The sequence below is a fragment of the Archangium sp. genome (assembly GCF_036277355.1).
GTDB lineage: Bacteria > Myxococcota > Myxococcia > Myxococcales > Myxococcaceae > Archangium.
Map to the genome: position 1 here is coordinate 62,322 of NZ_DASUNC010000174.1, position 25,805 is coordinate 88,126.

General features: G+C 69.3%; 22 protein-coding genes and 1 pseudogene. 16 read left to right on the forward strand and 7 right to left on the reverse strand.

Features of this window, described 5'->3' with window-relative positions:
* Positions 1–251: 251 nt before the first annotated feature.
* The 3 genes from VFZ09_RS43915 to VFZ09_RS43925 are packed head-to-tail and all read right to left on the reverse strand — an operon-like array spanning position 252 to position 6,385.
* Positions 252–1,895 (reverse strand): SWIM zinc finger family protein, encoded by a 1,644-nt coding sequence (locus VFZ09_RS43915; protein ID WP_329733805.1) that lies wholly within the window; start codon positions 1,893–1,895, stop codon positions 252–254.
* Positions 1,885–4,959 carry a hypothetical protein gene (locus tag VFZ09_RS43920; RefSeq protein WP_329733806.1) on the reverse strand — a complete coding sequence of 1,025 codons (3,075 nt, stop codon included), beginning with the start codon at positions 4,957–4,959 and terminating at the stop codon, positions 1,885–1,887. The genes VFZ09_RS43915 and VFZ09_RS43920 overlap by 11 nt, the downstream gene beginning before the upstream one ends.
* 1 nt (position 4,960) lies before the next feature.
* The gene (locus VFZ09_RS43925) at positions 4,961–6,385 is read right to left on the reverse strand and encodes a WGR domain-containing protein (protein ID WP_329733807.1); all 1,425 of its coding nucleotides are present in this window, start codon (positions 6,383–6,385) and stop codon (positions 4,961–4,963) included.
* A gap of 130 nt (positions 6,386–6,515) precedes the next feature.
* On the opposite strand from VFZ09_RS43925, the gene VFZ09_RS43930 reads away from it, so the two are divergent.
* The 7 genes from VFZ09_RS43930 to VFZ09_RS43960 all read left to right on the forward strand — a co-directional run bounded on the left by VFZ09_RS43930 (position 6,516) and on the right by VFZ09_RS43960 (position 14,301).
* Positions 6,516–7,178, forward strand: coding sequence for a hypothetical protein (locus tag VFZ09_RS43930; protein WP_329733808.1), 663 nt, complete (start codon positions 6,516–6,518; stop codon positions 7,176–7,178).
* Between the two features lie 51 nt (positions 7,179–7,229).
* Positions 7,230–7,658 carry a hypothetical protein gene (locus tag VFZ09_RS43935; protein WP_329733809.1) on the forward strand — a complete coding sequence of 143 codons (429 nt, stop codon included), beginning with the start codon at positions 7,230–7,232 and terminating at the stop codon, positions 7,656–7,658.
* A 61-nt stretch (positions 7,659–7,719) separates the two neighbouring features.
* Positions 7,720–10,185, forward strand: coding sequence for an Hsp70 family protein (locus VFZ09_RS43940; protein WP_329733810.1), 2,466 nt, complete (start codon positions 7,720–7,722; stop codon positions 10,183–10,185).
* The gene (locus tag VFZ09_RS43945; RefSeq protein WP_329733811.1) at positions 10,182–10,541 is read left to right on the forward strand and encodes a hypothetical protein; all 360 of its coding nucleotides are present in this window, start codon (positions 10,182–10,184) and stop codon (positions 10,539–10,541) included. The genes VFZ09_RS43940 and VFZ09_RS43945 overlap by 4 nt, the downstream gene beginning before the upstream one ends.
* Positions 10,538–12,019 (forward strand): hypothetical protein, encoded by a 1,482-nt coding sequence (locus tag VFZ09_RS43950; protein WP_329733812.1) that lies wholly within the window; start codon positions 10,538–10,540, stop codon positions 12,017–12,019. Before VFZ09_RS43945 ends, VFZ09_RS43950 begins: the two co-directional genes overlap by 4 nt.
* Before the next feature lie 36 nt (positions 12,020–12,055).
* The gene (locus tag VFZ09_RS43955) at positions 12,056–13,879 is read left to right on the forward strand and encodes a long-chain fatty acid--CoA ligase (RefSeq protein ID WP_329733813.1); all 1,824 of its coding nucleotides are present in this window, start codon (positions 12,056–12,058) and stop codon (positions 13,877–13,879) included.
* A 200-nt stretch (positions 13,880–14,079) separates the two neighbouring features.
* The gene (locus tag VFZ09_RS43960; RefSeq protein ID WP_329733814.1) at positions 14,080–14,301 is read left to right on the forward strand and encodes a hypothetical protein; all 222 of its coding nucleotides are present in this window, start codon (positions 14,080–14,082) and stop codon (positions 14,299–14,301) included.
* Between the two features lie 50 nt (positions 14,302–14,351).
* Here VFZ09_RS43960 and lepB read toward each other — a convergent pair whose 3' ends face one another.
* Both lepB and VFZ09_RS43970 read right to left on the reverse strand, forming a co-directional pair.
* Positions 14,352–14,921, reverse strand: a complete 570-nt coding sequence (gene lepB / locus VFZ09_RS43965; RefSeq protein ID WP_329733815.1) for a signal peptidase I — start codon at positions 14,919–14,921, stop codon at positions 14,352–14,354.
* Positions 14,922–14,960: 39 nt separating this feature from the next.
* On the reverse strand, positions 14,961–15,233 hold the full coding sequence (locus tag VFZ09_RS43970) for a hypothetical protein (protein WP_329733816.1): 273 nt from the start codon (positions 15,231–15,233) through the stop codon (positions 14,961–14,963).
* A gap of 178 nt (positions 15,234–15,411) precedes the next feature.
* Here VFZ09_RS43970 and VFZ09_RS43975 point away from each other — a divergent pair, with 178 nt between their 5' ends.
* The 3 genes from VFZ09_RS43975 (at position 15,412) to VFZ09_RS43985 (ending at position 19,384) form a co-directional block, all read left to right on the forward strand.
* On the forward strand, positions 15,412–16,587 hold the full coding sequence (locus VFZ09_RS43975) for an SRPBCC family protein (protein ID WP_329733817.1): 1,176 nt from the start codon (positions 15,412–15,414) through the stop codon (positions 16,585–16,587).
* Between the two features lie 39 nt (positions 16,588–16,626).
* Positions 16,627–18,309 (forward strand): bifunctional metallophosphatase/5'-nucleotidase, encoded by a 1,683-nt coding sequence (locus VFZ09_RS43980; protein ID WP_329733818.1) that lies wholly within the window; start codon positions 16,627–16,629, stop codon positions 18,307–18,309.
* A gap of 88 nt (positions 18,310–18,397) precedes the next feature.
* The gene (locus tag VFZ09_RS43985) at positions 18,398–19,384 is read left to right on the forward strand and encodes an alpha/beta fold hydrolase (RefSeq protein ID WP_329733819.1); all 987 of its coding nucleotides are present in this window, start codon (positions 18,398–18,400) and stop codon (positions 19,382–19,384) included.
* 6 nt (positions 19,385–19,390) lie between these two features.
* On the opposite strand, the gene VFZ09_RS43990 is transcribed toward VFZ09_RS43985, so the two are convergent.
* Positions 19,391–19,663, reverse strand: a complete 273-nt coding sequence (locus tag VFZ09_RS43990; protein WP_329733820.1) for a hypothetical protein — start codon at positions 19,661–19,663, stop codon at positions 19,391–19,393.
* Positions 19,664–19,890: 227 nt separating this feature from the next.
* Positions 19,891–20,508: an ATP-dependent Clp endopeptidase proteolytic subunit ClpP gene (gene clpP / locus VFZ09_RS43995; protein WP_043389552.1), complete on the reverse strand. Its 618-nt coding sequence runs from the start codon at positions 20,506–20,508 to the stop codon at positions 19,891–19,893.
* A gap of 98 nt (positions 20,509–20,606) precedes the next feature.
* On the opposite strand from clpP, the gene VFZ09_RS44000 reads away from it, so the two are divergent.
* From VFZ09_RS44000 to VFZ09_RS44025, 6 genes and pseudogenes are all read left to right on the forward strand, one after another.
* A complete protein-coding gene (locus VFZ09_RS44000) occupies positions 20,607–21,293 on the forward strand; it encodes a phospholipase D-like domain-containing protein (protein ID WP_329733821.1) in 687 nt (228 codons plus the stop codon).
* Positions 21,294–21,554: 261 nt separating this feature from the next.
* Entirely contained in the window at positions 21,555–22,397 is an 843-nt protein-coding gene (locus VFZ09_RS44005; protein ID WP_329733822.1) for a DUF2169 domain-containing protein, read from the forward strand.
* 197 nt (positions 22,398–22,594) lie between these two features.
* Positions 22,595–22,996, forward strand: a pseudogene (locus VFZ09_RS44010) (beta-ketoacyl synthase N-terminal-like domain-containing protein); the annotation flags it as partial.
* Positions 22,997–23,447: 451 nt separating this feature from the next.
* Positions 23,448–24,545, forward strand: a complete 1,098-nt coding sequence (locus tag VFZ09_RS44015; protein WP_329733823.1) for a DUF4150 domain-containing protein — start codon at positions 23,448–23,450, stop codon at positions 24,543–24,545.
* 41 nt (positions 24,546–24,586) lie between these two features.
* Positions 24,587–25,321, forward strand: a complete 735-nt coding sequence (locus tag VFZ09_RS44020; RefSeq protein ID WP_329733824.1) for an SMI1/KNR4 family protein — start codon at positions 24,587–24,589, stop codon at positions 25,319–25,321.
* Positions 25,322–25,351: 30 nt separating this feature from the next.
* Positions 25,352–25,801, forward strand: coding sequence for a hypothetical protein (locus VFZ09_RS44025; RefSeq protein ID WP_329733825.1), 450 nt, complete (start codon positions 25,352–25,354; stop codon positions 25,799–25,801).
* Positions 25,802–25,805 lie beyond the last annotated feature (4 nt).

A 25,805-nucleotide genomic window follows, 5' to 3' on the forward strand; every position in this document is an offset into this window, starting at 1 on the left:
GTCCACGCGGCGGTCAGAGAGCGCCTTCGTACTGCTCTCGGGACTGGACCGTCTCAACTCAAGCGGTACCCCCTCCCTGTGGCGCGCAGGACCAACGAGGTCGACAGCGCTGCCGCCACAGGGAGGGAGGTACCGCACAGTGAAGAGCGGGCCAGTGATGCATGACAGGCCAGGACGCATGGACGGCGAAACACCGTCCGGATTGCAAGGGACTGCCCCCTGACCGCCGCGTGCGCGAACCCTCCCCTTTCTCATGTGCGAGACACCCGTGAGTGCTGGAGCCGCAGCGCGAGCAGGTGCTCGCACGGCCCCCGGAACAACTTGTTCTGCTGGAAGAAGTTGCACGTGCACTCGCCGAAAACCATACGCTGGTCCGCGTCGAGCCGCAAAGAGGGACGAAGCACCTTCGCGCCCTCCTTCACCGTGCCGCTCAGCTCCAGCGAGCCATCCGCCCCGGGCCGGGCCTTCACGTCCACCGCCCGGGCGTCCAGGAAGCGCGTGGCGCGCTCCTCGCGCTCGTTGGAGAAGCGCAGCGTGTCCAGGGGCAGGGGCTCGCGGCTCAGCTCGCGTGCCCGGTACACGCCCTTGTTCAAATCCCAGATGGCCCGCCCCGCCTGCGTCCACGCCGACAGCGCGCCCAATACCGCCCCCCGCTCCAGCCCCAGCTTCGAGGCCAGCGCCTCGGGCTTCGCGGACCACGTCTCCTTGAGGGCGTCGAAGACGCGGCGGCGGGTGAACTCGTCCACCTGCCCGCGCGGCGCCAGCAAATCGAAGTTGCCCGAGGTGGACCAGTCATTGGCCGTCCAGCCGGACAGGCCCAGGGTGAAGGACAGGTCCCCCAGGTCCGCCACGTAGAAGGACGGAAGCCCCGTGCCCAGCAGGTGCACGGTGAAGCGCTTCGCCACGGGGATGAGCCGCTCCAGCACGCCCAGGCGGCGGCGGCCCCACACGCGGATGTCGTGCGTGCCCTCGCCCTCGTACACCGAGCGCCGGCACACCACCTCCGTGCCCCACGGCTCGAACACCACCTTCACCGGCTGCCCCGGCGCCAGCACGTAGCGCATGGAGCGCGGCCCCTTCTTCTCCTTGTGCCGCTCGAGGATGAAGAGGAAGTTGTGCACGTCCATGGGGTGCAGCGAGAAGCGCACCGCCGGCAGCGCCATCGCCGAGCTCACCTGCAGGAAGCCGCGCACCCACGAGTCCGGGAGGTCGATCTTCACCTCCTTGTACGCCGTGTCCGTGCCCGTCTGCGTGGTGAAGCCGCTCGGGTCCACCTCGAAGCGCGTGCGCTTGTAGGAGCGGATCTTCTGGAACTCGTCGTACAGCGGCGAGGAGTAGTCGATGTTGGTGGTGCCGCAGGAGAACTCGCCGACGTTCTGGAACACCTCGTAGCTGGCGCCGAGCCGGCCGTAGCTGGACTCGTCCTGGCTGAAGCACTCGAAGAAGCACTCGTCCGGGTGGACGGTGATGACGGGATCCAACACGAACCAGAAGTCGCGGTTCTTCTCGTAGAGATAGCGGAAGTAGCGCGCGCGGGCCTCGTAGAAGGGGGCCATGCGGCGCGAGCTGTCCTGCTCCAGCGCGGTGAGCTCCTCGCGCAGGGCCTTGAGGCGGCTGGCCACCGACTGGCGCTGCGCGGCGATGGCGGCCAGGTCCACCTGCTCCTGCTGCGCCGCCCACAGCTTGTAGGCCGTCTTGTCCTTGGGCTTGAAGCGCAGGTCCGACACCACCACGTCGTGGAGGGCGGAGATGGCCTCGCGGAAGGCCACGTTCTGGCGCAGCTCGCCGGAGAAGAAGGTGGGCGGCCGCTTCACGTCCGGCGAGAAGGACAGCGCGGTGCTGTCTCCCCGGTTCTGGACCGTGGTGCTGCCCGCGTAGGAGTACTCAAACTGCACGGCGGACCTCCACCGGGCGGATGACGAAGGGCATGGGGAGCGACGGCTGCGCCTTGGAGATGGAGAGCATGGCCTCCAGCGCCGCGGCACGATGCTCTATCGCGATGGTGGCTGACATCCGGTGCAGCACCTCCAGGGCCACGCGGCCACTGGCCTCGGAGCCACGGCCCTCGCGCATGAGGAAGCCCAGCACACGCTGGCGCGCGACGCGGCCCTTGTTCACCTGGCTCAACACGCGGATGAAGTACGGCGCCAGCTGCTCCACCAGGGCCGGCTTCCCGGTGGCGAAACGGTCCAGGTACGTGGTGGCGAAGAGCTGCACGGAAGGCGCGGGGTGCTCGGACAGGCGCAGGAGCAGCTCGGGCCCGTCCTCCTCGCGGAAGGAGCGCGTGAGCATCTCCCGCCCGAAGGCCCGCACGTCCTCGCGGATGCTGTCCGCCACGGAGACGAGCACCTCCAGGGAGAAGTCCTCCGGGGCGAAGCGCTCGCGGAAGTAGCGGAAGCCGAAGGCCCGGGCATCGTCCCAGCGCGAGTCCAGCAGGCCCACCGCCGTGGCCAGCTCCGCGCGCACCTCGGGGACATGGGACTCCAGCCAGCGCCACGCCCACTCGCGCACCGCCACCACGTCATGCCCGGCGAGCTTCACCGCGCGCGGCACGTCCACCGCCAGCACCGCGCCATGGCGGGCGAGCAGCGCAGCGCCCACCGTCTGCGCATCCCCGTCCTCGGAGTCGAGCAGCCGCCACGCCGTCTCCACCGGCAGCGCGGCGAGCGCGGGGGCGAGCTCTCCGGAGAGGAGCGCGGAGATGTGAGCCGGAATGCCCTCCGGCAGGCGGCGGCGCAGCAGCGCGGCCAGCAGGGTCTCCACGGCCCGGGCGCCCGCGGCGGGGCTCACGGCCACGAGCCTCCCGAGCAGCGGGCGCATCGCGACGCGCACGTCCAGCACGGGGCTGGTGGCCAGGCGGATGAGGAGCGTCTCCTGGGCGAGCAGCGTGGCCTCGGACTCGGAGAGGAGCGCGAGCAGCCGCAGCCCCAGGGCCCGGAGCGGCGCGTGCTCGGACTGCACCAGCAGGAGGAGCAGCTCGTCCGGAATGGGCTCGGTGCGCAGGTCGCGGCGCAGCAGCAGCTCGCCGCCCAGCTCCCGCACCTCGGGCACGGAATGGGCGAGCAGGTCGCGCACCACCTCCAGCCCCACCACGCGGGACGAGGGCCCCAGCGCGGCGAGCACCACGCGGGCCACGTCCGAGGCGATGGGGCCATCCTCCTGGGCCTTCAGGGACAGCAGCGCGGCCACCAGCCGGCCCACGAGCGTGCGCAGGGACGGCTCGGAGAGCACGGAGCCGCGCACGAGGTTGGCGGCATAGGCGCGGGTGTCCGCGTGCCGAGCGGTGGCCAGCCCGGCGACGAAGCCGGAGTCCTCGATGAGGACATGGCGCAGCTCGTCCATCCAACGGAAGGCCTGCTGGCGGGCGGGGGCGTACGAGGAGCGCGCCACCGCGAGCAGCAGGGCCCGGGGCTCGCGCCGCGCATCCAGCCGCTGCAACGCCAGGTCGAAGCCGAGGCGCGCGGTGGACTCGTAGGGGCGCTCCAGCAGCATGGCCACGGCATCCACGTCCAACCGGGCGAGGAAGTCCGGGCAGGCGCGCAGCGCGCGGGAAGCGAAGTCGTGCACCGGGGCGCACCGGCTCTCGTCCAGCAGGTGCAAGAGGCCCGCCGGGGTGCGCTCCCACAGCGTGGGGAAGGCCTCCTCGCGGACCTCGGGGGCCCGCGCTCCGGGGTAATGGGAGCCCTTGCAGCGGAAGAGGAGCGGGTTCTCCACGGGCTCGTAGCGCGGGCTGTGGCGGTACAGCAGGTGGTTGAAGGCCCAATAGGGCCACCAGGCGTCCCACTGCTGCAGGGAGCGGCCATGACCCGTGGTGCGGGGGCTGGCGGCGTCCGCGTCGCTGAAGGCGAGCAGCACACCCACCGCCATCTTCACGAAGTCCGGGCTCTCCAGCTCGCCCAGGCGGCGCAGCGTGCGCCACACCCGGCGCCGGAGGTACTTGCGCGTCTCCAGGGTGTAGGCGCGCGGCCGGCTGCTCCCGAGCGTGCGCTCCTTCTCGTAGCGCCAGGCGATGAGGCCGAAGACTTCCCCGTCGCGGCGGTACTCGGCGGCCTTGAAGAGGTGGCGCAGCACCTTCACGGATGGCACGGTGAAGGGCACGGTGCGCAGCACGCGCAGCAGGGCGGGCCGCACCGTCTCCGAGTCCACGAGGTACAGGGGCTCGAGGACATTCAACGCGTCCTGCGTCCCGGAGGCGAGGTGCGCGTCGAGCGCCTTGCCGAAGGCCTCGGCGTCTCCGGCGAGGGCCGGCTCGCGCAGTGTGAAGTTCAGCTTGTTCAGCACGTCCCGGCGGAAGTCGGCGCGGGTGGCCTCGTCGGAGAGCTGCAGCAGGGCCTCGGTGGCCATGCGGCGCACCATGTCCGGCGTGGCCCTGTCCCCATGGAGCTTCCCGAGCGCGGACACGGACTTCTCCGAGCCCAGGCGCCCCAGGGCGGCGGCGGCGGTGTAGGCCCGCAGGGGCGAGACTCCCTCCAGCAGGGGCAGCAGCAGGGGCTCGGCGGCGCGCAGCCGCAGCTCGCCTACGCGCCAGACGACGCGATCCAGGGGCCGGGACTGGGCCTGCACGTTGGCGCGGCGGAACCACTGCCGGGCATTGGCCTCCTGCTGCAACTGCGCCAGCAGGGCGCTCTCCCGGGGCGACAGGCCGGCCGGAGTCTCCACGCTCGGAGGCGGGGCGGCGGGAGCCCGAGGCGTGGGTGGCGACACGGGCGTGCCGGGGGCTCCAGCGCGCACGTAACCCGAGTCCAGCTTGGACTGGACGAGCTTGTCGAAGACGCGCCTGGCCTCGGCCTGGGGCACGGGCACGGGCGTCTTCGAGCCGTCCTTGAGCGCGGTGCCCCTCCGCCCGTAGCGGAAGTTGACCACGCACTGGCCGGGGGAGACCTCCAGGAGGTCCACCTCGTACACCTTGTCGCTCTTCCCTTCCTGGAAGAGCAGCGCCACCTGCTCGAGCAGTTTCACGTCAGCTCACCAGTCTGCGGATGTCGCCATAGGCGCGGTAGAAACCGCCGCGCGCGGACTCGCGGACCCCTTCTACGACGTAACGGCCGCCCGCCTCGCGGATGTCCTTGGGGAATTGCACGTGCCAGTCCGAGTGGTAGCCGGGGGACACCACGCGCACGCGCAGCTGCGGCCCGTCCTGGTAGCACTCCACGACGACGCCACGGCCCGCCTCGCGCGTCGTCTCGATGGTGCCGGTGGGGACGGCGGCCACGGGCTTGGGAGCCTGGATGCTGCGGGCCTGCGGCACCGAGCCGGACTGGGCGGCCTGGATGGCCTTCTCGCTCGCGTCGATGCAGGCGAGCACGCCGTCGGTGGTGACGAGGTAGAGCCGGTCCTGGAAGAACTGCATGGAGAAGGCCGAGCCGCACCCGGTGGACAGCTTCCAGAGCCGCTCGCCCTTGTCGTTGAAGCAGTAGACGCTGGACATGTTGTCGCCAGCGAAGACGTAGCGGCCGTCATCCACCGCGGCGCAGGAGAACACGGCCGCGTCGCACTTCATGACGTGGCCCACATCGCCCTTCTTGGTGAAGCGGTGCACGAAGCCCAGGTTGGTGCAGGCGTAGAGCGAGGACTCCTCCTGCCAGCCGAACATGACGTTGCCCTGGGTGGGGCGGTGCCAGATTTCGCGGCCGTCCTCCCAGTCGTACATGGTCACGCCGCGCCCGTGGCCGTGGTACATGCCCAGCTCGTCGCAGCGCACCATCCACCCGTGGGTGCCCACGCTCTGCTTCTCCCACTGGGACTCGTCCTCGTGGTTGATGGCGGTGAGCTTGCCGCCCGCGTCGGACACGCCGAGGACACCGTCCTTGATGTCCAGCCAGTAGATGTCCACGGACTCGGAGATGTTGTACGCGACGCGCGGCACCTTGCCGCCGAGGTCATAGACGCGGCCGTCGTCGCACCCGGCGTAGAGCCACCGGTCATCGGCGACGATGCACTTCACGCCATCGGCGAGGCGGAACTGGGAGAGCGTCTGGCCCTCGTGGTTCACCGAGTAGATGGAGCCGCTCTCGTTGCCTACCCAGCAGCGCGCGTCGTCCACGAAGATGCCGAAGGCGCGGTCTCCCGAGTTGAACTTCCACAGGAGCGGGGCCTGAGTCGCATTGGAGCGGCCGCTGGTGATTTCCCGGCGGGTGACGGAGCGCTTCTGGCGCTGGCCCATGACGGCGGGGGCGTAGCCCTTGCGGACCTTCTCGTTGATCTTCTTCCGGGCCTCGGCGAGCGCCTTGTCCGGAGAGGGGTACTCGGAGACCTGCGTCTGGCCCTTGTCGCCGATGCGGCCGTAGCGGACGGTGATGGAGTTGCCCTCCACCTTCAACTCGTAGAACTTGTGCGAGCCGCCACCCGCCTCCGACAGTTCCAGGTACGTCCAATCCTCGGCCATTCTCAGGTCCCCCTGCTGACGCAGTACGTGCAGAGTAGTCCGAGGCACTGACATCGTGGAAGCCTTGACTCCAAATCCGTCCGGACAAGATGATCGTTCCTCGAGAGGTATCGACGCTCAAGGAGGCGGAGTGCGCACCAAGTGTTGTTGGCTGCTCCTGCTACCACTGCTCGGAAGCGCCCCGGGCTGTGCCAGCAACAACCCCGATGTCCGGGTGCGACGCCTGCCAGACGGACGCCTTCAAGTGGATGGCCCTTTAGCGGGTCCCTTCAACACGTTGGAGGAGTTGGCCGAAAAATCCTGCGACATCATGACCCGCCAACCCGGTGCCTCCAATGGGCCGTATGGGTTCGAGTATTGCGCCCTGTACTACCACTCTCGGGAAGAGAACGCGTATTTCCTCAGCTATCTCTCCGACATCCGAGGCAGTTGGGATCCTCTCGTCAAAAGCTGCACCCTGCCCAACAGCCTCAATGATCCAACCCACTCCAATGCCATTCTCCTCGGGGGAATACATACCCATCCGAACAACCGGGAGTTCTCGGCACGGGACCTGAGTGCGGCTGCGCATTGGAAACCCGTGAGATTTTTCGACACGGGAACCGGAAAGGTATGGGACCGCCAACTCATGGTCTTCTTCAGGGAAAAGACAGGCGAATGCCGGGCCTATAGCTACAACAATTCCACCCGCATCGTTTCGGCCTTGCGCAAGGGGAGCTGGATGCCCATTGGCGAGGTTTACGATGATATGGGCTACATCCGCTTGTATGAGGGCAAGGACTGGCTCCCTTGAGCAATCCGCTATCAGCCATCGAGCTTCCTATTCCACTCGACATGGGATGACATGAAATACCTCCTCCCCTCCATACTCCTGTGCTCCTGGACTCTTTCGGGTTGCGTGCTGCTCGAACGACTCGGGTATCACAAATATCAAAAGGCGGAGATGGCTCCTCCCGAGGAGGCAGCCCAAATCCATTTTCCAAAAACATATGAAGGTGGCGTCCGCCTCAATGGAGCCATGACGAAGGCCCTGGCTGTTGCCATGAACGACTACCTGCCACCGCACATCAAGGCAGAAGACCAAGACGGTCCCGAGTTCCAATGTCTCGCGCGCTGGGACATATACCGAACGGTCGTCACACAGGCCAACGAGAATCTCTATTTCGTGCTGCTCTCCCCGGACCTGTCGAAGTGCGCTCCCGGATTCATCGTGCCCGACGCGGGCGCGGAGTACGCCATCGACGGGAAAGGGCGTATCCTCTCGAAGCGGTAACGGAATCAGACCCAGCCCGGGTGCACCAGCCCGGTGCCGCCATGTATGCTCCGCCGCCATCATGGCCACACCGCTGTACATCGGCATCGATCTCGGCACCACCAACTCCACCGCGGCGGCCTTCGATGGCGAGAAGCTCACGCTCATCCGCAACGCCCAGGGCGCCAACCTGACGCCCTCCGTGGTGCGCATCGACGCGCGCGGCGCCGTCACCGTCGGAGACCGCGCCCGCCGGCTCATCGACTCGGACCCCCAGAACACCCGCTCCGAGTTCAAGCGCCTCATGGGCACCTCCCAGGCCCTCGAGTTCGCCGCCGCGAAGCTCTCCAAGAGGCCCGAGGAGCTCGCCGCCGAGGTCCTCAAGTCCCTCCGCAAGGACGTGGAACAGCAACTCGGCGTGGCCCCCACTTGCGCCGTCATCTCCGTCCCCGCCCTCTTCGAGCTCCCCCAGAGCGCCGCCACCTCCGAGGCCGCACGCCTCGCAGGCTTCTCCCGCGTCGAGCTCATCCAGGAGCCCGTCGCCTCCGCGCTCGCCGCCGGCTGGAGCGCCGATTCCGACGAGGGCAGCTGGCTCGTCTATGACCTCGGCGGCGGCACCTTCGACGTCTCCCTCCTCGAGACCCGTGACGGGCTGCTCCGCGTCGTCGGCCACGACGGCGACAACTTCCTCGGCGGCCGAGACTTCGACCAGGCCATCGTCGACGAGGTGCTCGCCGAGCTGCTCCGCACCCAGGGCGTCGACATCCGCCGCGCCGACCCGCGTCACGCCACCTCCCTGCGCAAGCTGAAGCGCGCCGTGGAGGAGGCGAAGATCGAGCTGTCCCGCACCGACGAGCTGCCCCTCCTCGTGCCCGGCGCCTTCGAGACCGACAACGGCCCCGTGGACGTGGACGTGGTCCTCACCCGCGCCCGCGTGGAGGCCGCCTGTGCCCCCCTCGTCCAGCGCTCCATCAACGTCTGCCTGCGGCTGCTCGCCTCGCATGGCCTGGAGCCCTCGCAGCTCGGCAAGGTGGTGCTGGTGGGCGGCCCCACCGCCATGCCCTCCCTCCGTGCCCAGGTGCAGGCCGCGCTCGGTGCGCCCTTCGCCACCGACCTGGACCCCATGACGCTCGTGGCCCAGGGCGCCGCGCTCTACGCCGCCTCGTCCGGGCTCGATGGCCGCCCCACCGCCACCAGCGCCACGCCCCAGCCCTCCGGCCGCAAGGTGTGGCTCCAGTACCCCGCCATGAGCTCGGACCTGTCGCCGCACGTGGTGGGCCGTCTGGTCGAGGGTGACTCGGGCCCCAAGCCAGCCCTGGTCCGGCTCGTCCGGGCGGACGGTGGCTGGAGCAGCCCCGACTCCCCGCTCTCCGCCGAGGGCGCCTTCGTGCTCTCCGTGGAGCTCGTCCCGCGCAAGCCAAACACCTTCCGGCTGGAGGGCATCGGCGCCGATGGCAAGCCCGTCCCCCTGTCGCCCGCCTCGTTCACCATCGTCCAGGGCCTCACCCTGAGCGACCCGCCCCTGTCGCGCAGCATCGGCGTGGCGCTCGCCAACAACGCCGTGCGCGTCTACTTCGAGCGCGGCGCTCCCCTCCCCGCCCGCCGCACCTTCCGCCAGCGCACCGTCGAGGCCGTGGCCAAGGGCTCCACCGGCAACGTCCTGCGCATCCCCATCGTCCAGGGCGAGCTCGAGTGGGCCCACCTGTGCCGGCTCGTGGGCGCGCTGGAGATCCGGGGAGATCAGATCAAGGCCTCGCTGCCCGCCGATGCCGAGGTGGAGCTGACGCTGGAGCTGGACCGGGGCGGCCGGCTGTCGGCCCGCGCGCTGGTGCCCGCCCTGAGCCAGGTGTTCGAGCAGGTGGCCCAGCTCCAGGTGCCGGACGCCACCCCCGAGTCGCTCCAGGAGGGTCTCACCGCCGCCCGCGAGCGGCTGTCCCTGCTGCGCTCCTCGGCCTTCCGCCGGGGCGTCCCCGCGGTGGTGGCCAGTCTGGCCCAGGCGGACCAGGCGCTCGCGGAGATCGAACGGGACGTGGAAGCGGCGCGCGGCGGGGACGCGGACGCGGGGCAGAAGGCCCGGCGTGGGCTGCTGGACCTGGACGCCCAGCTGGAGCAGGCGGAGTCGGGCCTGCGCTGGCCGGAGCTGGAGGAGACGGTGCGCGAGGAGCTCGCCGTCGCGTCCTCGTGGGTGGCGCAGTTCGGCAGCCCCACGGAGCAGAAGCTGCTCGACGAGGCCATGAGGGCCTGTGAGCGGGCGCGCGCCGGACGCCAGGCGGTGGAGCTGCAACGGCACCTGCGCAGCGTGCGCAAGCTGGGCAACGCGGCCTTCTACCGTCACCCGTCCGCGTGGGAGTGGCAGTTCGACTCCGCCGCCAGCCGCGTGTCCGAGGCCTCCGACGTGGCCAAGGCCGAGGAGCTGGTGCAGCGAGGCCGGCGTGCCCTGGAGCAGCAGCGCCGCGAGGAGCTGCGCCAGGTGGTGGAGCAACTGTGGCGGCTGCTGCCGGAGGACGCGCAGGAGCGACGGCTGGCGCACGACTCGGGGGTCCGATGAGCCTCACGGACAGGGACGTCTTCTCCCGATTCAGGGAGAACGCCTTCCACGTGCTGGGCCTGCGCCCCTCGTGCACCCGCATGGAGGTGGAGCGCGAGGGCCAGAAGCTGCTCGCCATGCTGGAGCTGGGGCTCTCCGAGGCCGCCCACTACGACACGCCCGTGGGCCGCATGCCGCGCACCGCCGAGCTCGTCCGCTCCTCCATGGCCACCCTGAGAGATCCCGCCACCCGGCTCCAGCACGCGCTCTGGGCCCAGCTGCCTCCGGGGACTCCGGCGGCCCAGGCCCCCGCGAAGGAGGAGCCCGCCCCCTGGCCCGAGGCCCCGGTGCGGCTCGGGTGGCGGAGGCCGGAATGATTCCCTTCGGAGCCATCATCGGCGTCATCGTCGCGATCCGGCTGTTGAGCGGGAATCAGGGCGGGCAGCAGCAGACGTCTCCCTACGTGACGAACACGAGCTATCTCTTCCTCACCATCGTCCTCGTCTTCCCGGTCACGTTGTGCGCCTGGGTCGGGTGCGTCGTGGGGATGTGGTTCCTCGGGCCGGTCATCCCACTGGGAATCGCCATGTGCTTTCCCTGGACCGTCGCCCGCCACGTGTTCATCCCGCTGGGCTGGCCACGCTGGGCATCCCGCTTCGGATACCTGGCCATGGCGAGCTGGGGCTCGGACGCTCGGGGTGGGGTGGCGCTCGCCGCCGTCTGGGCGCTCCTGCGTGCGCGCAATCCCTCCCCCGAGGATCGCGCCTGGGTGGACAAGAAACTCGAAGAGGCGGACAGCCCGCTGCGAGGCGCCGGCATCGCCGCCCACGGGTTGATGGCCGCCTCGCGCGGAGACCTCGAGACGGCACGCGTCCTGTGCCGCAGCGTGAGCCTCCTCGACAAGCGCGTCGCGCCCCGGCTCGCCCGGAAGCTGGCGCTGGAGTGGTGCCTCGCCGACGCCGCCGCCCACGGACGGTGGCGCGAGGTGCTCGAACTCTCCCTGAAAGGCAGCGGCTCCTACTCGCTCGCCGCCTTCTTCCGTGCCTCGGCCCGGCGCCTGCTCGCCGAGCCTCGCGCGGGCAGGTTGCCCCTCGGGGTGTGGTGGGTGCTCGCCCTCCGGTGGAGGTCCACCTGGCCCCTGCTGAAGCGCGCGTGGGGGACACCTCGCCGCCCGTTCTCCCTGCTGGACCTGGAGGCGGGCGAGACCCAGGCCGTGGATCCCCTGGCACGCGCGCTGGAGCTGCATGCCGCCCTCGCCCGGGTGCCCGTGGGACACGAAGCGGTGGCCCTCTCCGCCGCGGCGGTCGCCTGGGACGAGGCACTGGCCTCATCGAAGGTGCAGGACCTCGCGGCGGAGCGGGCACAGGGACTCGGCCCCCACGCGGGCGCCGAGGCCCTGGACGTGCTCGAGGACGAGGTCGCCGAGGAGCTGGCGGCCTGGGCCCTGGCCCGGGAGGTGAAGCTCGCGCAGCTCGAGCCCGGCAGCGACATGGTGGAGAACGTGGCCTACCGCGTCCGCAACGAGCTCCTCGAGCGCATCGAATCCGCCGCCCAGGACGTGAGCGACCGGCTCGCGGAGCGGCGGCCCCTGGCCAGCGAGGAGGAGTGGCGGCACTTCCTGGCCCTCCAGCGCCAGTGCACCCTGGCCACGCAGCTCGGCGGGCTCGAGGTGCGGCGGCTCGCCTTCGACGCGGTGAACGTCCCCCTCTGCAACCTGGGCGCGTGGCTGTTCAACGAGCGCCAGGAGAAGGCCATCGCCAACGGCATGTTCCGCTGGCTGCTTGAGGAGTCGCGCGACGTGGGCACCGAGGAGGATTGCCGTCGCTACCAGAACAACGTCGGCTGCAACCCGTAGCAATCCCGGCCTCCAGCATGATGGTGTGCGCCCTATATGAGTGGGAGCACACAGACGAAGGAAGCCGTGGGTCAGGGGCAGGTCACGCTCGCGCAGGACGCACACCTGCTCCAACCCCTCCTGGAGCACGCTCGCAAGACGCCGGACAAGACGCTGTTCTCGCGCCGCGTGGGGGACAGGTTCGAGCCCCTCACCGCCGCGGAGATCGTTCGCACGGTGCGCCGGCTCGCCCGGGGGTTGCTCTCGCTCGGCGTCGAGCCGGGTGACCGCATCGCCCTGATGTCGAAGACGCGCGTGGAGTGGGTGCTGCTCGACTACGCCATCCTCGCCACCGGCGCCACCACGGTGCCCATCTATGAAACCTCCTCCGCCGAGCAGGTGGAGTGGATCCTCTCGGACAGCGGCGCGGGGGTGGCCTTCTTCGAGACCGACACCCTGCACGGCCTCTACCGGCAGGCCGCGGACCGGCTCCCGTCCTGCCGCCACACCTTCGTCATCGACCAGGCGGCGCTCGAGCACCTCCAGCAGCGCGGGGACGCGGTGGACGAGGCCCGGCTCGACGAGCGGCTGTCCGGGCTGAGGACGAGCCACCTCGCCACCCTCATCTACACCTCGGGCACCACCGGGCGGCCCCGGGGCTGCGAGCTCACGCACGGCAACCTCCGGATGAACGCCCTGCAGGTGCTGGGCTACGCGGGCAACATCATCACGCCCGAGGACCGGACGATGCTGTTCCTCCCACTCGCCCACGCGCTGGCCAAGATGCTCTTCCTGGCGTCCGTGGAGCGCGGCAACGCGGTGGCCTTCGCCACCAGCCCCGGCAAGCTGACCGAGGAGCTGGCCCTGGTGCGGCCCACCTGGTTCGGCACGGTGCCCCGCGTCCTGGAGAAGGTCTTCCAGCAGGCGCAGCAGAAGGCCGAGCAGGCGGGCCGCGGACACGTGTTCACCCTCGCCGCGGGCGCGGCCATCCGGTACTCGCGCGAGCAGTCCGCGGGCAGCGTCTCGCTCGTGGCGCGGCTGCAGCACGCGGTGTTCGAGCGGCTCGTGTACCGCACCCTGCGCTCGGTGCTCGGCGGCGAGCTGCGCTTCGTCGTGTCGGGCGGCGGGCCCCTGCCGGAGCGGCTCAACCACTTCTACAACGGCATGGGCGTGCAGGTGCTCGAGGGCTACGGCATGACCGAGACGAGCCCGGTGCTGAGCATCAACTCCGACCAGGCCTCGCGCATCGGCACCGTGGGCCGTCCGCTGCCCGGCACCACCGTGCGCATCGCGGAGGACGGCGAAATCCTCGTGAAGGGCCCTCAAATCTTCCAGGGCTACTGGCACAACGAGGAGGCCTCCCAGCGCGCCTTCACCCCGGACGGGTGGCTGCAGACGGGAGACCTCGGGAGCCTGGACGCGCAGGGCTTCCTGCGCATCACCGGCCGCAAGAAGGAGATCCTCGTCACCGCCGCCGGAAAGAACGTGGCGCCGGGGCCCCTGGAGGACCGCATCCGCGAGCACCCGCTCGTCAGCCAGGCCCTGGTGGTGGGCGAGGGCAAGCCCTTCGTGGCGGCGCTCGTCACGCTGGACCCCGGCGCCTTCAAGCAATGGGCGAAGAAGAACGGCAAGGAGGGCCAGCCCCTGGAGTCGCTGCTGGAGGACCCCGCGCTGCGCACCGAGGTGGGCCAGGCCATCGAGGGCGCCAACCGCTCGGTGTCGCGCGCGGAGTCCATCCGCAAGTTCGCCCTCCTCCCCCAGGACTTCACCATCGAGCGCAACGAGCTGACGCCCTCGCTCAAGGTGCGGCGCCACATCGTCGCCGAGCACTACGCCCAGGTCATCGCGCAGCTCTTCGAGCGCGGGGGCGGAGGCGACTGACACCACCCTCCTGGCCCACCCACACTCCCTCCAGACAAATACAGACACACCGAATCCGCTCCCCGCTGGATCAATCCAACACCATCAAATCTGGATATACGGATTTGAACTTGTTGTCCTGTCTGGCTCGTTTTGGTAGGTATTGGACACGCCACGGCAATGACTGCCGTTGCGTGTACCTCGACAAGGGAGGAAACCACATGAAGGCTCTGAAGATCGCGCTGTTTGGCTTGGCGGTGGCGGTGGGTGGCGTGCTGGGTGCCACCACGGGTGTCGAGGAGACGGCGGCCATCCCGTGCTGCTCGAGCTGTCTGCCCACCTACGACCGGTGCGTCACGGGCTGTGCCGGCAGCGCCTCCTGCCTGGCGACCTGTGAGTCCCGCCTCGCCTCCTGCGAGAACAACTGCAGCGACGGCTGCTAGCCGCCGCTCCCCCCGCGGAGCCGGCGTCCGCCCGTCTCCGCGGGTGCGTCTCAGAGGCTCCCGGCACGCCCGGGGGGCCAGAATCGCAGGCCCACCCGGCCGAGCACGTTGCGCCGCGGCAGGAATCCCCAGACGTGGGAGTCCGCGCTGGCGTTGCGGTTGTCCCCCAACACGAAGAGCATGTCCTCGGGCACTCGCGCCGGTCCCCACTCGTACGCGGGCGGCTCGGCCACGTAGGGCTCGCGCAGCGGCTGCCCGTCGATGAGCACCCGGCCCTCGTGCACCTGCACCACCTGCCCCGGCAGACCGATGACCCGCTTGACGTGGGCCTCCACCCGGAGCGCGCCCCGCCGGTCCACGCCCGGAAGCGGCTCGAAGACGACGATGTCCCCGGCGCGCGGTGGGTGCAGCCGGTAGGACACCTTCTCCATCAGCAGCCGATCCCCATACGCCAGGGCCGGCTCCATGGAGTCCGAGATGATCAACCGGGGCTCCGCCACGAAGACGCGCACCAGCACCGCCAGCAGCAGGGCCACCGCGACCAGGACGAGCCCGCTCCACGTCCGGCCCCTCGTCCCGGCCCGGCGCTTTGCCTCGCTGTCGTTGGCGGCCTCGTCCACGCGCCGGAGTCTACCGCCGGCGCGCGGAGACGGCGGCACTCACGCGATGACGTCGGGGGGCGAGCCCATCGGCTGCCCGCCGGGGTCCGGCGCCTCGTGGATGCCCGGCGGAGTGAGCTCCGGCTCCGCCTGGCGTCCCGGCTCCTCCATGGGCGGCTCGCGCCGGGAAGGCGGCTCTATCTCCGGCTGGTGCCTCCGGGTGGGCGGCTCTATCTCCGGGGACGGCGTGGGACCCGGCTCCTGATTGGGGGCCTTGCGCGGCTCCGGCTCGTGCATGGGTGCTCCAGGTGTCGTCGGCGTCTTCTCGGGCATGTGTCCCCCTCGGTGGTGACCGGACCGTGCGTCCAGCGTCCCCAATCTGCGCATCCAGGTGGGGACAGGTATGAGACGGCCAGGGAGACAACCCCTCGCCCGCCTGCTGTCGAGCACGCCCGTCAGCCCCACGTTGGGGGCACCGGAGTTCCAAGGAGGGCGGGAGATGAGAGTTCCGATGGGAGTTCTTGGGTCGCTCGTGGGCGGAGTGGGGTTGGGCGCGGGGCTCATGTACCTGACGGACCCGCGCAATGGCCGGCGGCGCCGGGCCGTGGTGCACGACAAGGCCCTTCACGTCGTGCACGAGACCGGGGAGGCGGCCGAGGTGGTGGTGCGCGACATCGTCCACCGCACGCGCGGCTTCGTCTTCGAGACCCTGGGACGGATGCGCCGGGAGGAAGTGGACGACCGGACCATCGAGGCCCGCATCCGCTCGGCGCTCGGCCGCGTGTGCTCGCACACCCACGCCATCCACGTGAGCGTCCAGCAGGGCCGGGTGCGGCTCGACGGCGTCGCGCTCGAGGCCGAATATCCGAGAATCCTCTCGCGCATCGCGCACGTGCGCGGCGTGCTGGATGTGACGGACAACCTCCAGGTCTTCGAGCAACCCGGCGGCCATCCGGAGCTACAGGGCGGCAGCATCCGGCCCGGAGACCGGCCCGAGTTCCTCCAGCACAACTGGTCCCCCGCGGCGCGCTTCGTGGCGGGGCTCGGGGGCGCCAGCCTGCTCACGTGGGGACTCAACCGGGGCGGCGTGGGCGGCCTGGGCTCGCTGCTGCTCGGCTCGCTCCTCACCCTGCGCAGCATCACCAACATCGGGCTCAGGAACCTCACCGGCGTGGGCGGCCGGCGGCTGGCCATCGACGTCCACAAGAACATCATCGTCCACGCCCCGGTGAAGGAGGTGTTCGGCTTCTGGCGCGCCATGGAGAACTTCCCGCGCTTCATGAGCCACGTGGAGGAGGTGCGCACCAGCGGTGAGGACCGCTCGCACTGGCGGGTGAAGGGCCCGGCCGGCATCGCCTTCGAGTGGGATGCCATCGTCACCCGGCTCATCCCCCACCAGGTGCTCGCCTGGAAGAGCGTGGAGGGCTCCACGGTGGAGAACGCCGGCACCATCCACTTCGCGCCGTGCCACGGCGGGCGCTCCACGCGGCTGGACATCCGCATGTGCTACCACCCGCCCGCGGGCGCGCTGGGCCACGCCTTCGCCCGGCTGCTGGGGGCCGACCCCAAGAAGCAGATGGATGATGACCTGATGCGGCTCAAGTCGCTCATTGAGGCGGGCAAGGCCCCGCGCGAACAGGTGTCCCCCTCGATGCCGGAGTGGACCGGACCCCGGCCCCTCCACTGAGGGTGCCCCGAGGCAGCGGGTTGTGTATAGGGGCCCCCCATGCGCCTCCCTCCCCCCCGCTGCTTCCCGCCCCTGCTGCTCACCGCCTCGCTGCTGCTGTCCTGTGTCCACGGCGGCAGCGCCCCCACAGCGGACCTCCGCCCCCGCAAGGTGTCCCTGCAGGTGCTGGCCATCAATGACTTCCACGGCAACCTCGCGCCCCCCGAGGGCTCCTCGGGCGAGCTGCGCACGGGCAGCAACCCCGATGGCAGCCCCGTCCGGGTGAAGGCCGGCGGCGCCACCCACCTCGCCCGCCACCTCGCCCGGCTGCGCGAGCTCGCGCCCAAGAACACCGTCATCGTGTCCGCGGGAGATCTCATCGGCGCGAGCCCGCTCGTCTCCGCGCTCTTCCACGACGAGCCCACCATCGAGGCGATGAACCTCGCGGGCCTGGACTTCAACGCCGTGGGCAACCACGAGTTCGACGAGGGCACCACCGAGCTGCGGCGCATGCAGACGGGCGGCTGCCACCCGGTGGACGGCTGCCAGGACGGCACGCCCTTCGAGGGCGCGACGTTCAAGTTCCTCTCCGCCAACGTGATGGACGCCCAGGGCACCACCCTCTTCCCGCCCTACGGCGTGCGCGAGGTGGAGGGCGTGAAGGTGGCCTTCATCGGCATGACGCTCGAGGGCACGCCGGAGATCGTCGACGCCGCCGGCATCCGGGGCTTCCAGTTCCGCGACGAGGCCGACACCGTCAACGCCCTGGTACCCGAGCTGAAGAAGCAGGGCGTGCGGGCCATCGTGGTGTTGATCCACGAGGGCGGTGTCCAGAAGGGCTCCTATGACGGCTGCGAGGGCATCTCGGGGCCCATCGTGGACATCGTCCAGCGCATGGACGCGGAGGTGGACGCCGTCATCTCCGGCCACACCCACCAGGCCTACAACTGCGTCATCGCCGGCAAGCGCGTCACCAGCGCGGCCTCCTACGGGCGGCTCATCACGGCCATGAACCTGGTGCTGGATGGGGCCACCGGGGACGTGGTGGAGATCACCGCGCGCAACCTGCCCGTCACCCGCGACACCGAGGGCGTCCCCGAGGTGCAGGCGCTCGTCGAGCGCTATGACGGCCTGTCCGCCCCCCGGCGCAACCGCGTCCTCGGCCAGGTGACGGCACCGCTCCAGCAGCCCAACGCCCAGCGCTGGCCCTCGGGCGAGTCCACCCTGGGCAACGCCATCGCCGACTCGCACCTCGCCGCCACGAAGGACGCCGGGGCCCAGGTGGCCTTCATCAACCCGGGCGGCATCCGGGCGGAGATCGACGCGGGCGACGTCACCTATGGCGAGGCCTTCAGCGTGCAGCCCTTCGGCAACGCCCTGGTGACGATGACGCTCACCGGCGCGCAGCTGCACACGCTGCTGGAGGAGCAGTGGGAGGGCACCCTGGTGCGCATCCTCCAGCCGTCCCAGGGCTTCGGCTACACGTGGAAGGCCTCGGCGCCGGTGGGCCAGAAGGTGGACCCGGCCAGCATGCGGCTCAATGGCGCGCCCGTGGACCCGGCGGGCCGCTACCGCGTGACGGTGAACAGCTTCCTGGCCAATGGGGGCGACAGCTTCCGGGTGTTCACCGAGGGCACCGAGCGGCGCGGCGGCCCGCTGGACGTGGACGCCATGGAGGCGTGGCTGAAGGCCCGCTCGCCCCAGCCCCCGCCCGAGACGAACCGCATCCAGCGGGCGCAATAGCCGCCAGCCAACAGTCGCGCCGGACAACCGTGGACAGTTCCCGCGCGGGGCACGGGCAACCCCGGGCGGGAGACACCACATAGGGGCCATGCGTTTCTCGCGTCCTGGCTTCCTGGCCTGTGCCGTCCTGTTGTCCGCCCTGGTGACCGCCTGTGCGCACCACGTGCCCCTGTCCGATACCCACGCCGGGCCCCCGCTGGCCCCGGGAGAACACCAGCGCGTCATCAACGGGGTGCGGCTGTACTACCGCATCGCCGGAGAGACTCCGGCCGGGCGCGCCCCGGTGCTCTTCCTGCACGGAGGCCCCGGGCACAACAGCTACAGCTTCGCCCGGCTGATGGGGCCGCACCTGGAGAAGGGCCGGCGCATGGTGTACCTGGACCAGCGCGGCTGTGGCCGCTCCGAGCGTCCGTGGGATGGGCGCTACTCGCTGGACGTGCTGGTGTCGGACCTGGAGGCGCTGCGCCAGGAGCTGGGCGTGGAGCGCTGGGTGCTGCTGAGCCACTCCTTCGGCGGGACGCTCGCGCTGGAGTACGCGGCGCGCTACCCCGAGCACGTGGCGGGCCTGGTGGTGGTGAGCGGCTTCTCCGACGCGGCGAGCACCTTCGCCACCTGGAAGCGCGAGCTGGAGCGCCTGCACCCCGGGAAGATGACCGCGCCGGCGAGCGCCTCGGGAGACACCTCGGACTACGCGCAGGTGATGCGGGCGCTGCGGGGCATGGACGGGCAGGCCTTCTTCAACCAGCTCCAGTTCCGCGCCCCCATGTACCAGCAGATGCAGGAGGCGGTGGACGCGGAGAGCGGCCTGCGCAACACGGGCGAGCTGTCCCGCATGCTGTTCTCCACGGAGCTGCAGCGCTACCGCTTCCCGGCCGCCGCGAAGGTCACCGCGCCGGTGCTCGTCATCGCGGGCCGGTACGACCACTCCATCGGCCTGGAGAGCATGCAGGCGCTGGCGCAGTCACTGCCCCACGCCACCTTCCTCGAGTACGAGCAGAGCGCGCACTTCCCCTACCTGGAGGAGTCGGAGCGCTTCGCCTACGACGTGAACCAGTTCCTGTCGTCGCTGCCGTAGGCAGGCTCAAGGACCCGGCGTCACGCGGCCGGCGGCGCCACCCACCTCGGTGGAGCCGACGACCTGGCGCCGGGCCTCGTCGAACTCGACATCCAGCAGCTTGCCCGAGCCCCGGGGAGCCAGGCCGAAGCGGATGCGCCAGTAGTTGGGACGCGTCTGCACGGCCTCGGCGACCTCCACGACGTCATAGCCGGAGGAGGTGGCGTATTCCTGGCCGATGCGGACGACGTCGCGGTAGCCGAGCTCCTGCTGCACGGTGTTGGAGGGCTCGGGGTACATCCGGCGCTCCTGGGCCGGTCCGGCGCAACCGACGCCGAGGAGGGTCGAGGAGAGAACGAGGGCAATGGCGGGGCGGAGAGGGACCATGACAGTCCAAAGGTGAGCATGGCCCGTGCCAAGGGAGGCTCCCTCGCGACGCGACGAAAGCCCCGGCGCCCGGCACGCAAGCGTTGCGGCCCGGGAATGCCGGACCGCAGCCCTTGCGCCCACCGTCCGCGGGTGAAGGCCTAGAGCTTGTCCTTGTTGGTGTTGACCGCGGGCGAGAGCACCTGCTTGGTCACCACCTCGTCGAGGATGCCGTACTGCCGGGCCTCCTCGGCGCTCATGAAGTAGTCGCGCTCGGTGTCCTTCTCGATGCGCTCCACGGTGTGGCCCGTGTGCTTCACGATGAGGCCGTTGATGTAGGAGCGCAGGCGGAGGATTTCCTTGGCCTGGATGTCGATGTCCGAGGCCTGACCCTGGGCGCCGCCGAGCGGCTGGTGGATCATGATGCGCGCGTTGGGCAGGGCGTAGCGCTTGCCCGGCGCCCCGGCGAGCAGCAGCAGGGCGCCCATCGAGGCCGCCTGGCCGATGCAGATGGTGGACACCGGACACTTGACGTACTGCATCGTGTCATAGATGGCCAGACCGGCCGTCACCGAACCTCCGGGCGAGTTGATGTAGAGGTTGATGCCCTTGTCGGGGTCCTCGGACTCGAGGAAGAGGAGCTGGGCGACGATGATGTTCGCCACTTCATCGGTCACTGGCGTGCCGAGCATGACGATGCGGTCCTTGAGGAGCCGGCTGTACAGGTCGTATGCGCGCTCACCCCGGTGGGTGGTCTCGATGACGAAGGGGATGTTCATGGCCCTCCAACACTAATCCGCCTTCCCGCCGGGCGCCCGTCCGTTCTTTCAGGACCGTGCTCCAGGTTACGCTCGGGGCCCCCACCCGGGTGTCCCCCATGAACGCCTCCGACATCGATGCCATCCTCGCCGCGACGCTGGAGGACCGGACGCTGACCCGGACGGAGCGGCAGGCGCTCCAGGCCGTCCTGGACGACCGCAAGGCGGGCGAGGCGGTGCTGGCCCTGTTCCGCTCGAGGGCCTTCGAGCTGGCGCGCGAGGCGGTGAGCGACCCCCGGGCCCGCGAGGTGATGGGTTGGCTGGAGGACATGGTGAAGGCCCTGCAGCCCTCGCGAGAGCTGCGGGAGACGAGCCGGATGGAGGCGCACTTCAGCCCCGGGGAGGCCCCCTTGAGGGCCATCGTGCGGCTGATCGGCGAGGCGAGGGGCAGCGCGGACGTGTGCGTCTTCACCATCACGGATGACCGCATCACCCGGGCGCTGCTGGAGGCACATGAGCGGGGCGTGCGCGTGCGGGTGGTGTCGGACGGGGACAAGGCGATGGACCCCGGCTCGGACATCCACCGGTTGGGGCACGCGGGAGTGGCCGTGCGGGTGGAGCGGACGGCGGCCCACATGCACCACAAGTTCGCCGTGTTCGACCGGGTGCGGCTGCTGACGGGCAGCTACAACTGGACCCGCTCGGCCGCGGACGAGAACCACGAGAACGTGCTCGTGTCGGACGATCCCCGGCTGGTGCTCCCCTTCTGCCGGGCCTTCGACGACCTCTGGGCGGCGCTGGGGTGAGCACCTGCCGAGCAGTAGCCCGGCCAGAGAGGGCATGGCAGAAGAGCCGCTGAAGAGCCTGTCGTCACCGGGGGGATGACACCACCACCATGCCGAACCTCGAGAATCTCACCCACTTCGAGGCCACGACCTTCCCATCACTGGATGAGGCGGGACGAGAACTGCTGGTCGCCTGTGTCGCGGGGCGCTTCGAGTTACCCCCGGCCGGCCGTTCCTCGGAGGCCCCCCCCTGCGCGCAGCGACAAACAGCTCCCACCTTCCATGGAGGATGGCTGGTGGGGACAGCCAGACGCCTCCAGCCTCCGCGTGGAGGGACAGAGCACCTGGTTCCGCCCCGCCACCGACATCTACATCTCTGGAAAAGCCTGGGCACCGCGAGGAAGGCCCCTCAAGGAGATGCAGGTGGGCGTCCGCATTGGTCCCTGCCGGAAGCTCCTCCAGGTCTTCGGCGAGCGGGTATGGGCACAGGGTCTGCTGGAGCCCCGTCCCTCGGACCCCCTGCCCTTCGAGTCCATGCCGCTCGTCTACGAGCGCGGGTTCGGCGGGGCCAGCGAGCCGCGCAACCCGGTGGGCAGAGGGCTCCACGCCTCGGCCCGGGCCGCGGTGGAGCAGCCACTTCCCAACCTGGAGGACCCCCACCAACTCATCCGCCGCCACTCCGACCGGGTCACCCCCGTGGGGCTCGGCCCCATTGCCCGGAGCTGGCAGCCTCGCCTCGCCTACGCGGGCACGTACGACGAGGCCTGGCTCGAGAACCGCGCCCCGCTGTGGCCCCTCGATTTCGATCGCCGCTTCTTCCTCGCCGCAACCCCTGGCCTCGTCGCCTCCCCCTGGTTGAAGGGGGGTGAACCGGTGGTCCTGAGTGGTTTGTCTCCCGACGGGCAGTGGGCCTTCCCGCTTCCCCGGCATCGCCTGGCCGTCAAGGTGGTCTTCCAGCACCGGGTCGAACGGCGCCCGCTGGTCCTGGACGCCGTCCACATCGAGCCCGAGGAACGGGCCCTGACGCTCATCTGGCGTGCGGCGGTGGTCGCCCATGAGGAGCTGTCCCGGCACGAATACAGCGTGGTGCGTGAACTGGAGCCGTGGGAGGAGGCCTCCCCATGAGGGCCTGGCCAGAGGACATGGCGGTGCTCGGGCTGGGACTGTGCACGCCGCTGGGGCTGACCACCCGGACCACCCAGGTGGAGATGGCGGCCGGCACCGTGCGCTTCTTCCAGACGGAAGTGCTGGACAGAAAGGGAGAGCCACTCCGGGCCTCCCGGCTGACACTGCTGGAGCCCGAGCGCACGCGCTCGGAACGCATGCGGGCCCTGGCCACCACGGCGCTCCAGGAATGCTTGAAGCAAGCACGGGTGGAGGGGACCGGGACCCTGCCCCTGGTGCTGGCACTGCCGACACCAGGGAGTGGCCCAACCGTTGACGAGGCGCCGCTGCTCCGGGCACTCACGGAGGTGGCGGCTCCAACCCGGCTGCTGGTACGGCCCGAAGGGCTGTGCCGCGAAGGGCGCGCGGGATTCTTCGTGGCGTTGGCCCGCGCCGCGGAGCTGCTCCTGTCCGGGCAAGCGGAGCGCGTGCTGGTGGGCGCGGTGGACTCCCTGTGCGATCCGGGCTCGCTGGAGCACCTGCTGGCACGGAGACGGCTGCTGTGCTCCTCGGTACGGGAGGGCATCCTCCCAGGGGAAGGGGCCGGCTTCGTGCTACTCGCGCGGGCCTCGGCGCTCAGACGCGACAGGCCACGGGCCCAGGGACGCATCCTCGCCCTGGCACTGGCGATGGAGCCCCGCCACAGACTCCAGTCCGAGCCCAGCCTGGCCGAGGGGCTCACGGCGGCCTTCCGCCAGCTCCACGCCCACCCGGCCGCCGGCTCCCGGCGGGTCGCGCACGTGCTGTCCTGCCAGACGGGTGAGACGTTCTGGGGCCATGAATTCAACCGGGCCTACCTGCGCAACGCGGCCCTCATGCCCGAGCCGTTGGTGGGGCATCTGGTGGCGGAGAGCCTGGGGGACGTGGGGGCGGGCGCCGGTGCCATCCAACTGGGCCATGCGCTCCATGTCCTGGGGGAGCTGAACCCGGAACACGGACAGCCCCCCGGGCCCTGGTGTACGGCTGCTCCGACGAGGGCCGGGTCGGAGCCTTCATCCTCTCGAGGGAGACATGACGAAGACATTCGCGAACGGGCGCAGCATCGTCCACAAGGGAGACGGCAAGACGAATGTCTCCGCGGCACCCGACGTGTGCAAGACGCCCTCTCCGGGAGGGCCGGTGCCCGTCCCGTATGTCAACGTGGCCAGGAACAGCGACTTGTCCGAGGCCAGCAAGACGGTGGAGATCGAAGGCAATCCGGTGGCGCTGAAGAGCTCGGCCCTGAGCACGAGCACGGGGGACGAGGCCGGAACGGCGGGCGGTGGGCTCATCTCCTCCAAGACGAAGGGGAAGATGACCTGGGGCACCTATAGCCTGGACGTGAAGTTCGAGGGCAAGGGCGTGGTGCGCTTCATGGACGTCACCCAGCACAACGGGAACACCTTCAACACGGCCTTCCTCCAAGACGGAGGAACGGGGCTGGCCTACGGTGATGACCCGGTCAAGGGGAATACGAAGTGCCCCCGGTGCAAGAAGGACAAGTCGGAGCACCGTCTACACGAGAGGCACTCCGTCCAGGCGGAGGCGCGAAAACTCTCCAAGGAAATCTTGAGAGTGGCGAGCAAGCAGAAGCTGGAGATGCTCAAGACGCACGAAAACCAAGAAGGCGTCGAGATTCTTTCGGGCTACATGATTGGCGCGCTCATCTGCAAGTGCGGACAGAAGCTCTATGCGGCCATGTCTGGCGGCTACTACGTCGATGCCTTCACAGAGGCGGTCAAGAGCCTTCGACAACGAGACGGCAGGTGGACCCTCTGTTCTCCTCTGGGAAAGGACGCCATCGTGACGAATCCCCAGGGGAAGAAAATGAAGCTCTCTGAATTCAAGGACAACATCGGTAAGAACAGACCAGGGGTTTGCGCGGGGCCACAGCTCATCCAGAAGGCATTGGGTGATGGACACGTGCCTGGGTCCATGTCCGAGATATGGTTCCGCCCTCCCATTCTCCGGCGCTTCCCACAAGGCAGCAAGGCCGTCAGGGTCAAGCATCTCCGCAATGAGCTGGAGTTGGAAAGAGCGTTCAGGCATCGCCAGAGCGTTCCATCATGTGACACCTGCAAGGTGGTCTTGACCGCGATGCTTTGTGAAGTCCAGGAAAAGACGTGTTGAGTACGGTGGCTGATTGTTCTTGAAGCCACCGGGAGAAAAAGATGCGCGACCTGATTGAATTCATCCGGCAGTACGATCCGGAATTTCCCTCGAAGGTTCGAGGCGCCTCCATTGAGGAGACGGCAAGACTCGAGCAGTTGGTGGGCCGAGACCTGCCAGCACACTACAAGGAGTTCCTCCTGCATCTGGGCAAGAACATGGGCGATCTCCAGATGCCAGAGACTGACTTCCATATCGGACGGGTGTTGAAGTTTTACGAAGTTGGCAAGAGAAAGCCGCCTGCCCGGTATATCTTCATTGGTGCACAGCTCGAGGATCCCTACGATCGCTACCTCCTCGATTGCGGTGACAGCGCACGCCAGGACTGCCCCGTAGTCAGGGCCGATCCTCAAGAGCCATTCAAGACGACAGACAATCTCTGGGTCTCTTTTCCGTCGCTCAAGGACATGTTGTTCGTGCTCGCCTTCAGTGTCAAACGAATGGAATCATTGCCCCATCGGCGGCAGTTCACCCCCTCGCTCGAGGAGGGAGAGGACGGGTTGTCGCGCGTTCCACCTGGGCTGATGGACTCCTTGGGGAAGATCATGGCGATGCAGGGTTTCGAGAGGCAGCCCTACACCAGCGAACTGAACCCGTTGTTCGAGCGAGGAGACGCGGCCTTCTATGCCAGCCGCAATCCCGAGGGAGGTGGAATGACGGCGGAACTGGCCGCGCAGGATGAGAGGGAGTTCAAGAGGTTGATTGAGGTCATCCGTGACAACACGGCACTCCTCTGACCTGCGCCTGGCATTCTTGTCTCCGCTCCCATGATGGATGAATTCCTCACATTCCTCGGCCAGTATGACTCCGACTACCCCTCGAGCGTGCGGGGTGCGTCGGCGGAGAGGATCGAACGGCTTTCCGCCGTCATGGGCCAGCCCATCCCTCCCATTCATGAGGAGTTCCTGCTCCGTATGGGTAGCAGCCTTGGAAGACTGGAGATTCCCAACCTGAGCTTCGATATCGAGCAGCTCATCGGACTCTACGAGGCCGAGGAGTGGCGGCCCCCTCCACGTTATGCGGTGATTGCGGTGCAGCTGCAGGATCCGTACTTCGACTGCTACCGTCCGCAGTGCCTTCTTCTTGAGCGGGAGGATGCGGCCATCCATGGGCATCTCCCCCCTCGTGGTGGATTCAACGCGAAGGCCGCAGCCACGGACAGGGGCCAGCTCTCCAAGCTCTGCGAAATCCTCCGTGACCAGACGATCCTCGTTTGAGCGC